This is a genomic window from Bacillus sp. DE0042, from assembly GCF_007680225.1.
GTDB classification, from domain to species: Bacteria; Bacillota; Bacilli; order Bacillales; family Bacillaceae_G; genus Bacillus_A; species Bacillus_A wiedmannii.
In genome coordinates this window covers 190,461-209,109 of record NZ_VEJP01000010.1, presented here as the reverse complement: position 1 = coordinate 209,109, position 18,649 = coordinate 190,461, and the positions used below count along the sequence as shown (strand labels likewise).

Annotated in this window: 16 protein-coding genes; 6 read left to right on the top strand and 10 right to left on the bottom strand. The window is 36.4% G+C overall.

The features are described from left to right. Positions 1-313: 313 nt before the first annotated feature. The 3 genes from pstA to FS802_RS27700 form a co-directional block, all read right to left on the bottom strand. Positions 314-1,234 (bottom strand): phosphate ABC transporter permease PstA, encoded by a 921-nt coding sequence (gene pstA, locus FS802_RS27710; protein WP_098251657.1) that lies wholly within the window; start codon positions 1,232-1,234, stop codon positions 314-316. Positions 1,235-1,236: 2 nt separating this feature from the next. Next, a complete protein-coding gene (pstC, locus tag FS802_RS27705) occupies positions 1,237-2,127 on the bottom strand; it encodes a phosphate ABC transporter permease subunit PstC (protein WP_000676675.1) in 891 nt (296 codons plus the stop codon). 71 nt (positions 2,128-2,198) lie between these two features. Continuing rightward, positions 2,199-3,101 carry a phosphate ABC transporter substrate-binding protein PstS family protein gene (locus FS802_RS27700; RefSeq protein ID WP_144525639.1) on the bottom strand — a complete coding sequence of 301 codons (903 nt, stop codon included), beginning with the start codon at positions 3,099-3,101 and terminating at the stop codon, positions 2,199-2,201. Between the two features lie 509 nt (positions 3,102-3,610). On the opposite strand from FS802_RS27700, the gene FS802_RS27695 reads away from it, so the two are divergent. Genes FS802_RS27695 through FS802_RS27685 form a run of 3 tightly spaced genes read left to right on the top strand, consistent with a single transcriptional unit; the run spans position 3,611 to position 5,965 of the window. After that, on the top strand, positions 3,611-3,868 hold the full coding sequence (locus tag FS802_RS27695) for a FeoA family protein (RefSeq protein ID WP_000252989.1): 258 nt from the start codon (positions 3,611-3,613) through the stop codon (positions 3,866-3,868). Then, positions 3,865-4,587, top strand: coding sequence for a FeoB small GTPase domain-containing protein (locus tag FS802_RS27690; protein ID WP_000033857.1), 723 nt, complete (start codon positions 3,865-3,867; stop codon positions 4,585-4,587). The genes FS802_RS27695 and FS802_RS27690 overlap by 4 nt, the downstream gene beginning before the upstream one ends. Next, entirely contained in the window at positions 4,565-5,965 is a 1,401-nt protein-coding gene (locus FS802_RS27685; RefSeq protein ID WP_000443603.1) for a nucleoside recognition domain-containing protein, read from the top strand. Before FS802_RS27690 ends, FS802_RS27685 begins: the two co-directional genes overlap by 23 nt. 211 nt (positions 5,966-6,176) lie before the next feature. On the opposite strand, the gene FS802_RS27680 is transcribed toward FS802_RS27685, so the two are convergent. The 7 genes from FS802_RS27680 to FS802_RS27650 form a co-directional block, all read right to left on the bottom strand. Continuing rightward, a complete protein-coding gene (locus FS802_RS27680) occupies positions 6,177-7,343 on the bottom strand; it encodes a Ger(x)C family spore germination protein (protein ID WP_144525638.1) in 1,167 nt (388 codons plus the stop codon). Continuing rightward, positions 7,327-8,451 (bottom strand): spore germination protein GerLB, encoded by a 1,125-nt coding sequence (gene gerLB, locus FS802_RS27675; protein ID WP_000802029.1) that lies wholly within the window; start codon positions 8,449-8,451, stop codon positions 7,327-7,329. Before gerLB ends, FS802_RS27680 begins: the two co-directional genes overlap by 17 nt. Further along, positions 8,452-9,930: a spore germination protein GerLA gene (gene gerLA, locus FS802_RS27670; protein ID WP_095205680.1), complete on the bottom strand. Its 1,479-nt coding sequence runs from the start codon at positions 9,928-9,930 to the stop codon at positions 8,452-8,454. It abuts the gene before it with no gap. Positions 9,931-10,031: 101 nt separating this feature from the next. Next, positions 10,032-11,504: a sodium:solute symporter family protein gene (locus FS802_RS27665; protein WP_000561011.1), complete on the bottom strand. Its 1,473-nt coding sequence runs from the start codon at positions 11,502-11,504 to the stop codon at positions 10,032-10,034. Then, the gene (locus FS802_RS27660; protein ID WP_000719861.1) at positions 11,501-11,698 is read right to left on the bottom strand and encodes a DUF3311 domain-containing protein; all 198 of its coding nucleotides are present in this window, start codon (positions 11,696-11,698) and stop codon (positions 11,501-11,503) included. Before FS802_RS27660 ends, FS802_RS27665 begins: the two co-directional genes overlap by 4 nt. A gap of 1 nt (position 11,699) precedes the next feature. Next, the gene (locus tag FS802_RS27655; protein ID WP_098654598.1) at positions 11,700-12,875 is read right to left on the bottom strand and encodes a M20 family metallopeptidase; all 1,176 of its coding nucleotides are present in this window, start codon (positions 12,873-12,875) and stop codon (positions 11,700-11,702) included. Positions 12,876-13,007: 132 nt separating this feature from the next. Then, on the bottom strand, positions 13,008-13,718 hold the full coding sequence (locus FS802_RS27650) for a C39 family peptidase (protein ID WP_046957293.1): 711 nt from the start codon (positions 13,716-13,718) through the stop codon (positions 13,008-13,010). 376 nt (positions 13,719-14,094) lie between these two features. Here FS802_RS27650 and FS802_RS27645 point away from each other — a divergent pair, with 376 nt between their 5' ends. From FS802_RS27645 to qoxB, 3 genes are all read left to right on the top strand, one after another. After that, positions 14,095-15,510: an amino acid permease gene (locus tag FS802_RS27645; RefSeq protein WP_098654597.1), complete on the top strand. Its 1,416-nt coding sequence runs from the start codon at positions 14,095-14,097 to the stop codon at positions 15,508-15,510. A 282-nt stretch (positions 15,511-15,792) separates the two neighbouring features. Next, positions 15,793-16,668, top strand: a complete 876-nt coding sequence (locus tag FS802_RS27640) for a cytochrome aa3 quinol oxidase subunit II (protein ID WP_001176181.1) — start codon at positions 15,793-15,795, stop codon at positions 16,666-16,668. Between the two features lie 33 nt (positions 16,669-16,701). Then, positions 16,702-18,636, top strand: a complete 1,935-nt coding sequence (gene qoxB / locus FS802_RS27635) for a cytochrome aa3 quinol oxidase subunit I (protein WP_000762383.1) — start codon at positions 16,702-16,704, stop codon at positions 18,634-18,636. The last annotated feature ends 13 nt before the right edge of the window (positions 18,637-18,649 follow it).

Here is an 18,649-nt window from a genome sequence, read left to right as displayed (position 1 = left end):
TCCTCTCACCTGTACCTATTCATCTATATAATCAATTACAAATTCAACAATCATTACATCCATTCCTTCTATATTAAACGTCATGATTTACAATTACAGCACCCGTTAACTTCGCTATATACTTAGAAACTGTCGATTTTCCCGATCCAGGAAAACCTGACATTTGCAGAAAAAACAAATTAACTTCTCCTCTCACCTGTACCTATTCATCTATATAATCAATTACAAATTCAACAATCATTACATCCATTCCTTCTATATTAAAATACAAAAAGAACTCTCTACTTATAAGTAGAGAGTTCCTCTTTATAATTTATGCCGCTTTTGCTTTCTTCGTCGTTTTACTTTTTCTTTTCGTTCCTGTAAAACGCTTGTGCAATATAGATGCTACCAAGCGTGAAATAACGTTGAATAGTAATACCATAATAATTAATACAGCTGCAGATTTTGTCGCAATCAACTTTGCATCCGGAATAACTCCTTCAGAATTTAACTTCCAAATGTGAACCGCTAACGTTTCAGCTGGTCTAAATGGATTTAAAGGATGCGCAGGACTTGAGAAGTCCGCTGCTGAATTTAAAATCGGGGATGTTAAACCCGCTGTGTAAATTAACGCTGCCGCTTCACCAAATATACGACCCGCCGCTAAAATAATACCTGTAATAATTTGCGGTAATGACGACGGAATAATGATACGAGCAATTGTTTGCCATTTCGTTGCACCTAATCCAAGACTTGCCTCTTTTACATTATGAGGCACTTCTGAAATCGCATTTTCACAAACACGTGTTAAACCTGGTAAGTTTAAAATAGTTAAAGCAAGAGCACCGCCCATTACTGTGTATCCCCAACCTGTCATGGTAACGAACACTAACAAACCGAATAAACCAACAACAATCGAAGGTAACGACGCCATTGTCTCAATACATAAGCGAACAAAATTTAAAAAGCGCCCTTGTTTTGCATACTCTGCTAAATATATTCCAGCCCCTAACCCAAGAGGAATAGATATAACAAGCGTTATAACAAGCATGTAGAAAGAATTGAATAACTGTGGACCAATCCCACCACCAGCTCTTGTATTACTTGGTTCTCCAAACAAAAAATCAGGATCCCAAAATCCCCATCCCTTTTGCAGAATTTCAAACACTAAGAATACTAGCAGAGCTACAACTAAAGCCGCAACTGCATAAAAGATACCTGTCCAAATTTTATTTACCGTTCTTGCATTCATTATTATCGCTCACCTCTTTGCCCAATCGCTCGAATTACTAAAATAAACAGGAATGAAATAACAAGTAAAATCATCGCTAAAGTCCATAGCGCATTATTCCAAGCAGTTCCGTTTAATGTATTTGTCATGTCCATTGTCAAAATACCAGTTAACGTCGCTGTCGGGCTATATATTCCTTCTGGTAATTTAATTGTGTTCCCGATTACCATTTGAACCGCTAATGCTTCACCAAAAGCACGCGCTAAACCTAAAACAACACCTGTTAAAATCCCTTTTTTCGCAGCAGGAACAATCACTCGACTAACCGCTTGCCATTTCGTTGATCCTAGACCATAAGAAGCTTCTAAATAATCAAATGGAACAGAGCGTATTGCATCAGAAGCGATACTAGCAATAGTAGGTAAAATCATAATACTTAATACAACAATACCCGCAATTAGACTAAATCCCACTCCCCCGAACGAATCACGTAATAGTGGCACTAAAATCGTAACCCCTAATAATCCGTATACAACCGAAGGAATACCAACTAATAATTCTAAAACGGGCTTCAATACTTTATTTCCAAACTTTGGCGAAATTAAATTCATGAATATAGCAAGAGCTATAGCAATTGGCGCACTAATAATAACCGCACCTAACGAAACCACCGTTGAACCTACAATAAAAATCAAAGCCCCGAAGGTTCCTTCGTCAGCATTTGGATTCCATTTTGTCGATGTTAACATCTCAGTAAATGAGATACCACTTTGTGTAAAAGATTGAATACCTTTACCGCAAATAAACGCAATAATAGCTAATGTAATTAAAACAATAAAAATACCACAAAACGTAACAAGCGATCTTCCTATATATTCACTTTTTACGTAATTAATTTGTTTTTTCCCCTTCATCACAGGTCAGACCCCACTTCATAGATTGAAATGAACAGGACTGGCCTTGCAGCCAGCCCCATAAAAATTTATTACTTATTTAATTTAGACATTGGGATGTAACCCATATCTTCTACTTGCTTTTCAAAGTCTTTTCCTTTTACATAATCAATGTAAGCTTTCGTTGCTTCTTTCGCTTCACCTTTTGTTACCATGTACTCGTAAGACCAGAATGGATATTTACCAGACGAAATGTTTTCAATTTTTGGTTCAGAACCATCAATTTTCACTGTTTGTAGCGCACCTTTTTTATCGCCAACCATGTAAGACATTGCTAAATAACTTACTGAACCTGGAGTAGAATTGATCGCTTGCTCTACTGCACCGTTAGAATCTTGTGTTGTACCAGTTCCATCATTAATTTTCGCTTCTTTCATAACTGTCTTTTCAAATGTAGCACGTGTACCAGATGAAGCTGGACGGTTAATTACGTTGATTTTTTCATCTTTCCCGCCTACCTCTTTCCAGTTTGTTACTTTCCCAGTGAAGATATCTTGTACTTGTTGCACTGTTAAGTTATCAACTTTTACATCTTTATTTACGACAAGCGCGAATGCAATACCCGCAACCTTGTTATCTACTAATTCTTTCGCTTTTTCAGCATCTTTTATTTTATCCCCTGATGGAACATCTGAATTACCAATTTGTACTGCACCCGATGCTACTTGGTTAATCCCAGTTCCACTACCGCCGCCTTGCACTTGAATAGAAACTTTTGAATTTTTCTCCATGAATTTCTTTCCAGCTTCCTCCGCAAGAGGTAGAAGAGCTGTAGAACCAGCTGCTGCAATCGTACCTGATAATTCTTGTTTTGTATTATCGCTTCCTTTAGCAGTTTCTTTACTAGCTGTATCATCTGCTTTCCCACATCCAACTAACGCCCCTGCTACCACTAAAGCTGCTAAAGAAAATTTAATACCTTTTTTCATAACCATGTCTTGTACCCCCATTTGGATTATCACTTTTCGAATTCATTTTCTTTCGAACACAAATTCATTGTAGGACAACAATATTATGTGAGTGTTAAGCAATTTTTAATTTTAAGTAAATGACGATAATAACCCTTAAAAGCTAGGAATCCCAACATTTATAGTTAAAGAACCCAACAAAATCCACACGAATTAAGCTGTAATGTAAATTTATTCTTAACAATGTAAATTCAATGTAAATGTTTTTCGCTCTTTTCCCCTTTTAATTAAAAATACATTTACAAATACATTGTATCTTTTAACTTTTACACTCTTACTTTATTTACATTCAACAGAATTTCAGTAATATTTTTTAGTACAACTAAATAAATTGGAACAATTCTAAAAATAAATGAATATTTTTAAAGTACCAATTGACAGCATCATCCAATGTAGTCTACTATATTATTAACAAAAAGTTTACCCAAGGAAACTTTTTAAACTTAAACAAACAATATAGAGATGAGGTAACTTTTATGGTATCGGCTAATACAAAACCACTTTCCGAGTTTAAGACAGGAGAGTTTGTACAAATTGAGAAGATACAATTAGAAGGAACTATGAAACGACGTTTATTAGACTTAGGATTTATCCCTGGGGCAACAATTAAAGTATTACAGCGCAGTCCGCTTGGAGATCCGGTCGCTTATCAAGTAAGCAATACAACTATCGCACTACGTAAGGAAGAAAGTTCCCTTATTTTCGGGGTATTAATAGGAGATGATTTCAGATGAGCAAACATCGTATTGCTTTAGCTGGCAACCCGAACACCGGGAAAAGTACATTATTTAATACTTTAACAGGCTTAAAACAACACACTGGAAACTGGACGGGAAAAACTGTTTTAAAAGCTGAAGGGGAATATGAACATAACGGAAGTAAATATACATTAATAGATTTACCCGGAACTTACTCACTATATTCAAATTCTGCGGATGAAGAAGTAGCAAGAGATTATATTATATTTGAAAAACCAGAAGTAACTGTAGTTGTTATAGATGCAACTGCAATGGAAAGAAATTTAAATTTAGCTCTCCAAGTGATGGAAATGACAAGCAATGTAGTCATTTGTATTAATTTAATTGATGAAGCGGAGAAAAAAGGCATCGTTATTGATGAAAAGAAATTAGCAAAATCGCTCGGTGTACCTGTAGTTAAGATTTCTGCTCGTAACCGAGTAGGTATTGGGCATTTGCTAAGCGTTATCGCTAAAGTAGCAAATAAAAAATTAATTCCAACACCAATTAAAATTTCTTACAGTGAAAAAATCGAAAATATGATTCAGGAATTAGAACCACAAATTTATAAAGTGTTCGGTGATATGTATCCAGCACGTTGGATTGCGTTACGTATATTAGATGGAGATAAAAATTTCTTAACTACACTTCAAAAACACCATAATGAACCGCTTGTAAGGGAGGTCGTAATGAATGGAATCTCACTCAGCCAGTAAAGCTCTTCCATTAGACTATATTATTCAACATGCACAAACACTCTCAAAAGAAGATATACGAGATGATATTGTCGGAGATATTTATCGAACATCTGCAAGCATATGTAAAGAGTCTGTTCAATATACAAATACTGATAAATTGTATCGTTCTGAAAAACTAGATAAAATTTTCACATCTCCAATCTGGGGATTTCCAATTATGCTCGGTATTTTATCTATTATTTTTTATCTTACAATTGCAGGTGCTAACGTACCATCTGATATGATTGCTGAGTTTTTCGGATGGGCCGAAGGATATTTAACATCTTGGTTCCAGGCAGCACATGCACCCGAATGGCTACATGGCATTTTAATACTTGGTTTATTCCGTGGTATCGGTGCTGTTATTAGCGTTATGTTACCACCTATGGCAATCTTTTTCCCTATGTTCGCACTATTAGAAAACTACGGATACTTACCACGTGTCGCTTTTAATATGGATCGCTTATTCAAACGCTCCGGTGCACATGGCAAACAATCTTTAACAATGGCAATGGGATTTGGTTGTAATGCAGCCGCTATTATGTCAACGCGTATTATTGAATCACCACGTGAACGTATGCTTGCAATCTTAACAAACAACTTCGTTCCTTGTAACGGTCGCTGGCCTATGTTAATTTTAATGGCTTCATTATTTATGGCCGCTGGTTATACAGGTAGTATGCAAACATTAGTTACTGCTGGCGTTGTAGTTGGAATGGTTGTAATTGGTGTTATTATGACATTAACTGTTTCTTGGGTACTATCAAAAACAGCTTTAAAAGGTGTGCCAACTCACTACACTCTTGAGTTACCACCGTACCGTAAACCAAAAGTTTGGAATACAATTGTACGTGCAACACTCGATAAATCAATTTATGTTTTAAAACGAGCTGTTGTTGTAGCTGCCCCTGCTGCTGCATTAACTTGGTTACTAGCTAATATTTTCATCGGTGACACAAGCTTACTTATGTATTTTGTAAACTTCCTAGATCCGTTCGCTAAAATGTTAGGACTTGATGGATTTATTTTAGCTGCATTCATTCTTGGACTACCAGCGAATGAAATTGTTATCCCTATTTTATTAATGTCTTATTTATCAACTGGAGCTTTAACTGAAATAGACGATTTTAATCAAATTAAAAATCTATTCTTAGAAAATGGTTGGACTTGGTTAACAGCGTTAAACACAATGTTGTTCTCACTTCTTCACTTCCCATGTGGAACAACACTGGTTAACATATATAAAGAAACAAAAAGTGCAAAATGGACATTCTTATCGTTTGCAATCCCTACCGTTATCGCCATTGTTGTGACATTCCTCTCTACACAGTTGGTACATTGGTTAGGGCTTGTATAAAAGCAAAGCATACATAGAAGGTATCCCCCTTCACATATGCTTTGTGCGAAAGAAACCTGAAATCATTCAGGTTTCTTTTTTTGTGCATCAGTATTCCAAGGCTGTGCTCCATACATTGTGAGTTTCTTATGAATAAAGTATATGGCCCCCGGAAGAATCGCCATTAATATTGTGCAACTAATTCCTAATCCAGTAAACACCTTCCATCACCTTACTTTACTCTTTTTGGTAAAGCTGAACCTGAATGCTCAATTGTCGGATGAACATGAACATTAATCTCAGCATTACTAAAGTAATTTTCACCTTGATCCCAATTCTTATCTATCTTCTTCCATTCTTTATAATTATGCCGCTTATATACGTCCCCTAACTCTAATACATCTACCTTATATTTTTTTTGAACAAGCTTAATCGATTTTTGAATGCGCTTCTCCATTTCCTCCGTGATGTTTTTCTTTAATCGCTTTTCGTTCATAATTTGTTTATGATCACTAAAATGCAACTCAGCCAATGTTCCTTCCAAAAACAAGTGAATATCGAACTTCGGTTTTGTAGCATTTTCTGTAGATACTTTAATCTTTCGACGCATTTTATGAATTTCATATGTAGTAAGCTGGTCTTTTTTACGAATGGTAAAGAATCCTCCAATTTTCTTACCTATTATATAATTCATTCCAAATGTTTCTTCTCCATTCAAACTACCTACACACTTATTATCCTTCCCGCGAAACAACGCTGCCCCGTTCATTTGTACCCCTTGCCTTGTTAATTCAAGAATAGGTAATACGAAGCTTCGGTTGGAAATCATCTTTTCCTGAACTTCACCAATTCTTGCAGCCTCAATCATTTGAGCATTTTTCGGAGGATGTTCAGCTAACATATCAATATACTGCGCCGGTAAATTTTCAGGCTTAGCGCTCTGCTTCAAAATAGCTTCTGCATTTTTCTTAGAAACGAACAAACGTATATTTCTTCTCATCTCATGATCACGAATATATACATCTAACGTATTTTGTAAAACATATGGATTCGATAATAAATCTTTAGAAAAAATTATCACTTGTATGTGCGGAAAGAATAGTGAGCGACTAATTTTTTTGGCAATAATTCGTATTTGCTCAAAGACACTATCTGCCTTCGCACTCACATTAATATAATTTTCGCTATCTCCACCACCTTGTCCACCTTGTTGCGACAATTTACTGGGGAGTACCATCTGATACGTCCCTTTCATAATTGGATTCGCTTTCTTTTTTTTCACAATATCATAGGCTGCACCTACTACAAATCCTCTTTCTTCTATTTCTTCTAACTCAGAGCATCCACCTATCGATCCCGCTAACACTAGAAGCATTATAATTTTAAGAAGGTGTTTCATTTCTACCATTCCTTCTTTTTATTTTATATACAATAAAAACTAACAAAGGTGCTAACACGACAAAGCCCATATCTATCCAAGCTAAATAAGTTCCGTAATTTGACAAGTCATTCAAACTACTAGGTATCATATTCAGCATAAAAATAATCGGGGCACTTACGAAAATAAAAATATGTTTCTTCACTTTCGGAAACATAGCACAAAACAATAAAGATGCGACGTCATAATACATTGCTGTAGTGTTATAAATAGTAATAATCCAAGTAGTAAAAAAAATCGCATCAAACCTTTCTAAAAACCCCCCACCAATTTCAATTTCTTTCCCTAGTTCAATTGTTGGATATGTCAATCCACGTGTTGTCATATATGTAAAAACACTAATACAAGTTACATAAATTAAAATGTATGACAACACGTTTACCATCACCGCTTTTGCAACTGCCATCGGTGCCTTTTTCACTGACTTATCGTTCAACATCACAGCATAAAACAGAGCTACCTCAAATCCGATAAATGTGAAAATAGAGTTTTTAACTCCTACAGCATATTGACTGACGTCCGTTTGAAAAGCTGGTAGTAAATTATTTATTTCCATTAAATTTATATTCAATAAAGAAAGCAGCACTATCGCAATTAAAACTATAGGTAAAAACAAAACGTTTAGCCTTAATAAAGCCGCTCTCGATCCTGCTATTCCATAAATAACAACTAATAGGAAAAAGAAAGACAATAGTTGCACTGGTGTATCACTAAATAAATACGTTTGTGAAATAATTGCAATCATTCGCGATTCATATGCTGTCAAAGCAGCAAACGTTAATACTAAAATGCTACTAATTGTGTATGCAACAGGCTTCGTCAAATGTGCACTCGTATATTGAACAAAGTTTTGTTTTGGGAATAAAATAGCTACCCTCGTTACAAACCACCCTAAAACCGCACAGACTAATCCACCCAAAAGCAAAATAATCCAACCGTCCGAAAATAAGGTTTGCGTAGCAATATCTCGCGGCATAGATAATGCACCTATACCGATAATTGTTGACGATACCGCAAAACCAATTTCCCGAGATCCAATCTCTTCATCCCCATATTCAAATGGCTTCAATTACTCTCGCTCCTTTGGACGTATTGTAGAATCTTTCGTTTGTAAGTACTCTGGTCTTTCTTTCAACATTGATTTTGGCAAGCGAATCATTTCTTCTTCCCAATCTTTATAAAATGCAGGAGCAATAGGCGTTGTATATGGCACCCCAACACTCTTTAAATTCGTAATATGAATCGCAAGTGCAATAAGAGCTAAAATAATTCCATATAGTCCAAAAGCAGTCGCCGCTAAAACAAAGACAAAAAGTAAAATCCGAAACGTAATCGTAATGCTATATACAGGCAGTGAAAATGTAGCAATTGCAGTAACTGCAATAATAATTACTAAAAACGGATTTACAATCCCTGCGTTCACCGCAGCTTCTCCAATTACAAGACCACCTACAATCCCAATTGTTTGCCCCATCGGTTTTGGCAACCTAATTCCCGCTTCTCGTATTAACTCCATCGTTAATGCCATCATTAACGTTTCTATATATGCCGGAAATGGTACCCCTTCTCTCGCTCCCGCAATAGAATAAGCTAATTTAGAGGGAATAAGCCCTTGATGATACGAAACAAGCGCTACGTACGTGGCAGGTAGTAAAACAGCAGCAATACCTGATCCCATACGTAAAATTCTTAATAACGTACCAATTACCCAGCGCTCATAATGATCTTCTACAGATTGAAAAATATCAACAAACACTAGTGGAGCGATAAGAGCAAATGGTGATCCGTCCACTAAAATGGCCGCTTTTCCTTTCGCTAGCGCAGCCACTATATTATCAGGTCTTTCTGTATTCAAAAATTGCGGGAATGGTGATAAATTATTGTCTTGAATTAATTGCTCAATCGTTCCTGTCTCAAGAATAACGTCTGCCACTATTGATTGAAGCCGTCGATCTAATTCGTCTACAATATAAGGGTTAATAATATCCTCTATATAGACTAAAGTTACTTCTTTTTGCGATCGCTTCCCCATAATATAGGATCGAAACCGTAACTTCGGATCACGTAAGCTGCGGCGAATTAACATCTTATTTACGTTAATATCTTCATTCAATCCAATTCTTGGTCCACGTATTAAATCTTCTGTTACTGGAGATTCTAGACTTCTTTTTTCCCATGCTCGGCTATTAATGACAATAGCGGTTTGAATATTATCAATTAATATAACTGTGTCTCCTGCTAAAATCGCATTTATAATGTCTGGAAACGTTGTCTTCATACCGACTTCTGCAATAGAAATAAAACGATCCAATAATGTTTGAACAACAGCTTCTTCTTTTTGTACTTCTTCATATTGAAGTGTACGAACTACATATTTATAAACATTATCCTTATCTGTTAACCCACATAAAAAAATAACCGCACAGCGTGTAAAACTACCCGCAAGGGCAACTTCCCTAATTGTTAAATCATTAGGCGAACCTAATTCATCCCTAATTTCTTTCATAACTTCAAATAAGTTACCTTTTAACTCTAACAATTCCCCCACCTAACTTCCTTTTCAACAAGTTTTTAGTTAGATTCCGCTAATAGAAGAAAATATATACAAAAAAGAGCTATCTCTTTTCAAAGATAGCTCTAGCACACGGATTACTTTTCTACTATTATACTGTCTGTCTTTATAGACACATTTCTCGTGAACCCGCTAACGATAAACATCACAATCATATTCATTAACAATGCGACTATACCTACATTTAAATCTTTTATATATTGAGGGAAACCTGGAAACATTGTAGCTATAGTTGAACCAGATAAAGTAATATATGCGACCACTAACAATCCAATCCCCATTCCTGCAATTGCCCCTTGCTTCGTAATAACTTGACGTGGAAACAAACTACATACAAGCGCAGGGAAAAGTTGTGTCACTATACTGTATCCCATTAAAAGAAGTGCTCCTATTGTTTCTCCACCTTTAAAAGTGAACAAAACAGCTACAAGCGTTACTACAGGAACAAATAATTTTGCCGCTTTAGCAACTTGTCTATCTGAAGCAGATGGGACCATTGTTCGGTAAATATTTTTTGCTAATAAAGTAGATGCCGCCATAACAAGCATGGAACCCGGAACTAATGCTGTTAATACTCCTGCACTACCAATAATACCAATAAACCATGGATCAAATGTTTGAAGAGCGAGACGGAATAACGAAAGGTCTACATCCCCTCCCTTTAACCCTGGAACTTGCAGTATAGCTGCAAACCCTGCAAAGAACACGAAAAGTAAAACTAAAGAATACAATGGCATAATTGCCGCATTTTTACGAAATACTTTTTCATTTTTTGCAGAGAAAGCAGAAGCGAATGTATGGGGCCACATATAGAAACCGAGAGCTGTTAATACAATGGTAGAAACAAACCAAGAAATGCTCATTCCTTCATCAGGTAAAGATAGAAATCCTGGTTTTGCTGCTTCTACAGCTTCAAACATCGGCTGAAAACCTCCGTAATAATGATATGGTAAATATATACCTAAAAACATAACGATAAACAGTATCATAATATCCTTCAAAGCGGCTGTCCAAGCAGAGCCGTGTATGCCTGAAACCATTACATATATCGTTATAACAATCGCACCAATCCACACTGCAATAACTGGTGATACCCTGCCGTAAGATGCTTCCGAAACGATAATACCTAATCCTTTTAACTGTAAAACAAGGTATGGGATAATTGAAATAACCCCAATGACAGAAACGATAATGCCAAGCGTCTGACTCTTATATTTCTTCACAAAAAAATCTGGCTGTGAAACAAGATTATGCTCTTTCGCATACTTCCAAACTGGCGGCAATAAAAAGTAAGATAAAATATAAGCTAGTGCACCATAACCTAAAATATAGAAAGTAGGTGCTCCTTTACTATACGCCCATCCACTTCCGCCTAAAAATGTGAACGTCGTATAAATTTCACCTGCCATAAGAAGAAAAACAAAAATAGTGCCAAAGCCTCTTCCTCCAACTGACCATTGCTCTAAATTCATATCTTTTCCATGTTGTGCCCGAATTCCTAAAAATAGTGCGAGAAACAAAAATAAAATAATGATAAGTAAGGCGATCATTTTACATCCCCCTTATTAGCAGGATCAAATACGTACACAAGCCCCATACAAAGAGACGTAATGAGCACCGATAATAATACCCAAAACAATAAAAATGGCATCCCTAATACGTAAGGAGTAACTGAATTAGCAAATACAGGTCCAACAACTAAACAAAAAACTGGAATAAGCGCTAATACGTGTATTTTCTTCATCTCATTCTCCTTTACTTATAAAATTCATAATAGATGATACAAAAACTTCCACTCCAATCGATAATGCATCTTCATCAATCGTAAAACGAGGATGATGGTGCGGATATATAATTCCCTTCTCTTTATTTCCCGCTCCGATAAAAAAGAATGTCCCTGGCGCCTTTTGTAAAAACGCTGAAAAATCTTCCCCAGCCATCGTCGGTTGTAAACGAGTAACTCGTTCCCTTCCATAAAGCTGTAATGCAGTTTGCTCAATAATCTCTGTAACTTCATAATTATTTACTACTGGTCGATATCCATATTCATAAGAAAATGTATATTTCGCTCCGTAAGATTCCGTCACATGCTTCACAATCCGTTCAATCCTTTTCTCTGTTTCTTCTCGCAACTCATGTCTTAAACTCCGCACTGTCCCTTCAATCTCCGCTTGTTCTGGAATCACATTATGGGTTGTCCCAGCATGAAATTGCGTAACAGATACTACAAGAGAATCTAACGGATTCGTGAGGCGAGATACAATGTGCTGAAGTTGCGAAACGACTTGTGTACCGATTGCAATACTATCAACCGTTTCATGAGGGATTCCAGCATGTCCACCTTTTCCTTCTATCGTAATTTTAAAAACATCTGGGGCAGCCATTGCAGGACCATAAATTACACCTATTTTACCAACCTCTAACGATGCCCAAAGGTGAGCACCAATAATATAATCCACACCTTCCATTACACCCGCTGCAACCATTTCCTCTGCACCGCCAGGAAAGTTTTCTTCTGCATGTTGGAAGAGAAAACGAATCTCTCCTTTAATCTTCTCTCTTTTTTCTACTAACTTATGTACGACCCCAAGTAATATCGCTATATGTCCATCATGGCCACATGCATGCATAACACCTGGATATGTAGAAATAAAATCAAACTCATTTTCTTCATGAATAGGAAGAGCGTCCATGTCAGCACGAACCGCGATGGTTTTACCAGGTTGCTTACCAATCAACCTTGCCATTACACTATATTTAGTAGGTCTTGACACTTCTAAACATGGGATTTTTCGAAGTATATCGAATACAAATTGCGATGTTTTTTCTTCTTGAAAAGATAACTCTGGATACTTATGAAAATGCCTTCTCCACTCAATCAATTGATTTTTCGATAAAACCAGTTCCTTTGCAACATCCATTTCTCTTCGCCCCTTCTTCACCAAGTTAAATGTTATTATAACGTGAATTGTTAACTTTTAAAAGAATCTTCTGAATTTTCCGTTATAATAACTTAAAAATAAAAAGCCATCAAAAAGATGACTTTTTCAGTATTATAAAATAGTAATCGCTTGTTTCCCCATTTGCTCCCAAGCTTTCTCAAACTCTGCTCGCGGAACAGCAAAACGCGGATTATTTTTAAGCGGATCATTTACATATACAAAGTTTTGATCATACCCAACTATTACTACACTATGTTCATAATATGTAATTTTCACTTCGCCAGAGCTTGTATTCCATGTTTCAAAACTACTCTCGGCTAGTGGCTTAAACGTTGTATTAATAATAACCCATACTGGCGAACCGGAACTAACTACTTTATACATATCTTGCACGTCTCTACCTGTTAAATTAACTACTTTTTCAGGAGCATATTTTTCTGCTAAATTAAAAATGGGTTGATTATATACACCATATCCTGGCTCTGCCTTCGTATAAATATTTCCAACAAACCCCTCATAAGGATTTCCACGTAAACCATTTTGTTCAAATGGAACACGATGAATTTCGCTAGCAAGTTGCATCTTATCTACTTGTATACCTTTGTATTGTAGCAACATAGCCAAACTTGTAACTTCACATCCACGAGGTAATTCTGGTAACTGCTTTATAAACGGAACATTTTCAATCATAGTTGCTTCTTTCATTTCAGATAAAAACTCTAAACGGAACACTTGCGCCTTTTGTATAATTTTATCTTTCCCTATAAAAAACGCGGCAGCAAATATAATTCCAAAAACAAAAAGATATTTTAACTTTTTCATTTTAAACAAAACTCCATTAATTATTATTTTACAGACATACCTCTTATCATTGTACCTTTCTTCTTACTAGTTTGCTAGAAAGATTCTATGAATTATTGTTCACACTTTCATCGTTATAAAATTCTAATTATTTTTAATAAAAAGAAAAAACAATATACTTTTCTGAATATTTTTGCTAAAATCAAAATAATTAACATAGTGAAGATATCACCTTGTTAATAAAAACATTCTTAGAGTATTTAGTCATAGTTCGCATTTTTACATACTCCATTCATTTCATAATAAATAAGCCGAGTATGTGTCACATCCCCCACTAATGATTAAAAACTCGGAATGAAAATCAATTCATACAAGAAAATAACGGGGTGAGGGGCATATGAATCAACAAGTAGAACAAACAGATTTAAAACGAACAATGAAAAGTAGACACCTATTTATGATTGCACTTGGTGGGGTTATCGGAACTGGCCTATTTATGGGATCTGGTCAAATCGTCCATAACGCCGGTCCTGGTGGTGCTATTCTTGCATTTTTAGTCGGTGGATTTGTTATGTATTTAACGATGTTATGTCTTGGTGAATTATCAGTTGCTATGCCAGAAGCAGGTTCATTCCAAAGCTATGCAAGCAAATTTATTTCACCTGGTTTTGGATTTGTTGTCGGTTGGATGTATTGGTTAAATTGGGCTGTTACAGTTGGGGTAGAGTTAACAACTGTAAGTATTTTAATGAAACGTTGGTTTCCAGACGTTTCTTCGTGGATTTGGTGTGTTACATTTGCAGCAGCACTCTTTCTTGTAAACGCATTATCAGCAAAGGCATATGCAGAAGCAGAATTTTGGTTCGCAAGTGTAAAAGTCGCAACCATTGTTATTTTCATCGTACTCGGTGGTGCAGTTATGTTCGGTCTACTAGACTTTAATGGAAAACCAGCGCCAATGCTTCACAATTTCACTGAAAATGGCGGGTTATTTCCAAACGGTGCATTAGCTGTTCTTCTTACGATGATTACAGTAAATTACTCCTTCCAAGGAACAGAATTAATCGGAATTGCTTCAGGAGAAAGTGAAAACCCTGAGAAAACAATTCCAAAAGCGATTAAAAATACCATTTGGCGAACTCTCTTCTTCTTCGTCCTAGCAATATCAGTTGTTGTAGGTTTACTCCCATGGCAAGAGGCTAATCTAGTCGAAAGTCCATTTGTACTTGTATTTGATGTGGCTGGTGTTCCATATGCAGCTGACATTATGAACTTTGTTATTATTACAGCAGTATTATCCGTAGCCAACTCTGGTCTATACGCAAATTCTCGTATGCTTTGGGCGATGGCAAAACAAGGAATGGCAAGTCCAGCTTTTACGAAGTTAACTAAAAAAGGAGTGCCACTAAACGCATTAATTTTCAGTCTAATTTTTGCAAGTTTGTCTCTATTAACAAGTATATTTGCGGCAGATACTGTCTTTTTAGTTTTAACATCTATTGCAGCTATGGCCGCTGTCGTAGTTTGGATGTCAATCGCAGCTTCACAGTTTTTCTTCCGTAGAAATTTCTTAAAAAACGGCGGGGACATTAATGATTTAAAATATCGCACACCACTTTATCCAACCGTTCCAATCGTAGCATTCTCACTCAATTTCATTACATTTGTTAGTTTAGCTTTCATTCCAGATCAGAGAATTGCTCTTTATTGTGGTATTCCATTTATGATTTTTTGTTACATTTTATACCAATTAAAATATAAAAAAGTTGTCACATTTGAACAACAAATAAATCTAAAAAAAGAAGTAAACTAAATATACAAAATATTCAGCTATCTTTCTTATCATAAGATAGCTTTTTTCTATTTCTTGGATATCTTGGTATAACTTTATTTATCTTAAAATTTCCACAATCACGTTTTTCACTGGAAAATGGTTTACAATGTTATCAAGTTACAAATGATATTCACCTTAAAAAGTGTGCATTTGTGTCTATTTTTTAACAATATCACAAAAACTATTGCCATCTATAAATTAATAGGTTTATATTGTTTTATTGGCATAGTTTCAATCCAAGGAGAAAGGAGATTTTCAATCGTGCAACTAAAGAAAACGTTTTGGAAGCTGGCTTCGCTTCTTCCGTTATCATTACTTCTGTTCCTCGGCGGCTGTGATAAGAAACTCGCAGTATTAAATCCGCAAGGACCTGTTGCAAAAGCACAGTATGATTTAATTGTTTGGTCATTCTTGCTTATGTCATTAATTATCGCAATTGTATTCATCTTGTTTACAGTCATCTTGATTCGTTATCGTGAAAAACCAGAGAATATGGACTACGAGCCACCTGAACAACACGGTAACACATTATTAGAAATTATTTGGACGCTTGTTCCTGTTATTATCGTTATCGCATTATCGATTCCAACAGTAAAAGCAACGTATGCTTCGGAAGAGGTTCCGGAAGAGTCCAAACATATTAAACCAGTTGAGATTTATGTTACATCTGCAAACTGGAAATGGTTATTCAGTTACCCAGAGGAAAAAATTGAAACCGTTAACTATTTAAACATCCCAGCTGGTGTACCAATTCAATTCAAACTGACTTCTGTCGGTCCAATGAATGCTTTCTGGGTACCAGAACTTGGTGGTATGAAGTACACTATGGATGGCATGATTATGGATCTTTATTTACAAGCTGATAAGCCGGGTTCTTACCTAGGCCGTAGTGCGAACTTCTCTGGTGAAGGATTCACACATATGGAGTTCGAAGTTGAAGCAAAAACTAAAGAGAAATATGACAAGTGGGTTAAAGAAGTACAACAAACTGCTCCTAAACTAACAGAAGATAAGTACAACGAAATTGTTAAACCTGGTGTAGTTGGTCGTATGACATTCTCTAGTCACCACTTAAGTTATGTAGATCCAAAATCACTTGAATATTGTGATTACAACTACTACAAAAACAAAAAATAATAGCTATTATTCCAACAGATTGGAGTGAACACAGTGAAGCTTGATGAATTCTTTGTCACAGGTGACCCGATTATTTACGGTGCAGACGCTTCTATCGTTCTTGTGACATTAGCAATCATTTTCGTACTAACAAAGTATAAAAAATGGAAATGGCTTTGGGACGAATGGTTAACAACTGTTGACCATAAAAAGATTGGGGCCATGTATATTATTTCTGCGGTTATCATGTTATTCCGTGGTGGTATGGACGGTTTAATGATCCGTGCACAGTTAACATTCCCAGAAACAACTTATTTAAATGCTGAACACTATAACGGAATCTTCACAACACACGGTACAGTTATGATTCTTTTCATGGCGATGCCATTCGTTATGGGATTAATGAACCTTGTAGTACCATTACAAATTGGTGCTCGTGACGTTGCATATCCGTTCTTAAATGCTTTAAGTTTCTGGTTATTCTTTGTCGGAGCAATGTTATTCAACATCGCTTTCGTAATCGGTGGTTCTCCAGACGCTGGGTGGACTTCTTACTTCCCAATGGCAGGTACAGAGTTTACTTCTGGTGTAGGAAATAACTACTACGCAATTGCATTACAGATTTCAGGTCTCGGTACGCTAATGACCGGTATTAACTTCCTTGTTACTATCTTAAAAATGCGTACACCTGGTATGACTTTAATGAGAATGCCAATGTTTACTTGGTCAATCTTAATTACAACAGTTATCATTATTTTCGCTTTCCCAGTATTAACAGTTGCTCTTGCATTAATGACATTTGACCGTCTATTCGATGCTCACTTCTTTACGATGGCGAGCGGCGGTATGCCAATGTTATGGGCCAACCTATTCTGGGTATGGGGTCACCCTGAAGTATATATCGTTATTTTACCGGCATTCGGTATTTTCTCTGAAATCATTAGTACATTCTCACGTAAACGTCTATTCGGTTACAGTGCGATGGTATACTCAATGGTTGCAATTTCTTTACTAAGTTTCGTCGTATGGCTTCATCACTTCTTCACGATGGGTGCAGGTCCAGCGGTTAACTCATTCTTCTCGATTTCGACAATGGCGATTTCGATTCCAACCGGGGTTAAGATCTTTAACTGGTTGTTTACACTGTATAAAGGACGTATTCGTTTTACAGTTCCAATGCTTTGGTCATTGGCATTTATTCCAAACTTCGTAGTCGGTGGGGTTACAGGGGTTATGCTTGGTATGGCAGCAGCTGATTATCAGTACCATAACAGCTACTTCCTAATTGCTCACTTCCACTACGTATTAATCGCAGGTACAGTATTCGCTATGCTTGCTGGATTCACATTCTGGTATCCAAAAATGACTGGTCATATGTTAAACGAACGCCTAGGTAAATGGACATTCTGGATCTTTATGAGCGGATTCAATATCTGTTTCTTCCCAATGTACTTCTTAGGTTTAGACGGTATGACTCGTCGTATGTACACTTACTCTGAAAGTCTTGGATGGGGATGGCTAAACCAAATCGCATCTGTTGGTGCGGTAATGATGGGTATTGGTTTCCTAATTCTTTGTTACAACGTAATTTGGAGTGCTCGTCACGGTGAACGTGACACAACTGGAGATCCATGGGATGGCCGTACACTTGAATGGGCAACTCAATCTCCTGTACAACATTACAACTTCGCGAAACTTCCTGAAATCAAAGAAGCTGATGCTTTCTGGTACATGAAAAAACGCGGAGAAACAGTTACACCAGCAGCAGAAGATATCAAACCAATTCACATGCCAAGTAACTCTGGTGTGCCTATTATTGCGTCTTTATTCTTCGGTCTTGCAGGTTTCGCATTAGTATTTAGCTGGTTCTGGCTTGCAGCAATCGGCGGCGTTGGTATTTTAGCTTGCTTAATCTATCGTTCATTCGATTATGATGATGGCTACTACGTAAGTGTTGATGAAATTAAAGAAACAGAACATATAGCATGAGAGGTGAAATGAT

Coding starts and splice junctions, on each gene's coding strand:
- FS802_RS27665 (WP_000561011.1), bottom strand. CDS start 11,504: ATGATCGCCTTACTTATCATTATTTTATTTTTGTTTCTCGCACTATTT.
- FS802_RS27660 (WP_000719861.1), bottom strand. CDS start 11,698: ATGAAGAAAATACACGTATTAGCGCTTATTCCAGTTTTTTGTTTAGTT.
- FS802_RS27645 (WP_098654597.1), top strand. CDS start 14,095: ATGAATCAACAAGTAGAACAAACAGATTTAAAACGAACAATGAAAAGT.
- FS802_RS27655 (WP_098654598.1), bottom strand. CDS start 12,875: ATGGATGTTGCAAAGGAACTGGTTTTATCGAAAAATCAATTGATTGAG.
- FS802_RS27695 (WP_000252989.1), top strand. CDS start 3,611: ATGGTATCGGCTAATACAAAACCACTTTCCGAGTTTAAGACAGGAGAG.
- FS802_RS27690 (WP_000033857.1), top strand. CDS start 3,865: ATGAGCAAACATCGTATTGCTTTAGCTGGCAACCCGAACACCGGGAAA.
- pstC (WP_000676675.1), bottom strand. CDS start 2,127: ATGAAGGGGAAAAAACAAATTAATTACGTAAAAAGTGAATATATAGGA.
- FS802_RS27650 (WP_046957293.1), bottom strand. CDS start 13,718: ATGAAAAAGTTAAAATATCTTTTTGTTTTTGGAATTATATTTGCTGCC.
- pstA (WP_098251657.1), bottom strand. CDS start 1,234: ATGAATGCAAGAACGGTAAATAAAATTTGGACAGGTATCTTTTATGCA.
- FS802_RS27680 (WP_144525638.1), bottom strand. CDS start 7,343: ATGAAACACCTTCTTAAAATTATAATGCTTCTAGTGTTAGCGGGATCG.
- FS802_RS27700 (WP_144525639.1), bottom strand. CDS start 3,101: ATGGTTATGAAAAAAGGTATTAAATTTTCTTTAGCAGCTTTAGTGGTA.
- FS802_RS27685 (WP_000443603.1), top strand. CDS start 4,565: ATGGAATCTCACTCAGCCAGTAAAGCTCTTCCATTAGACTATATTATT.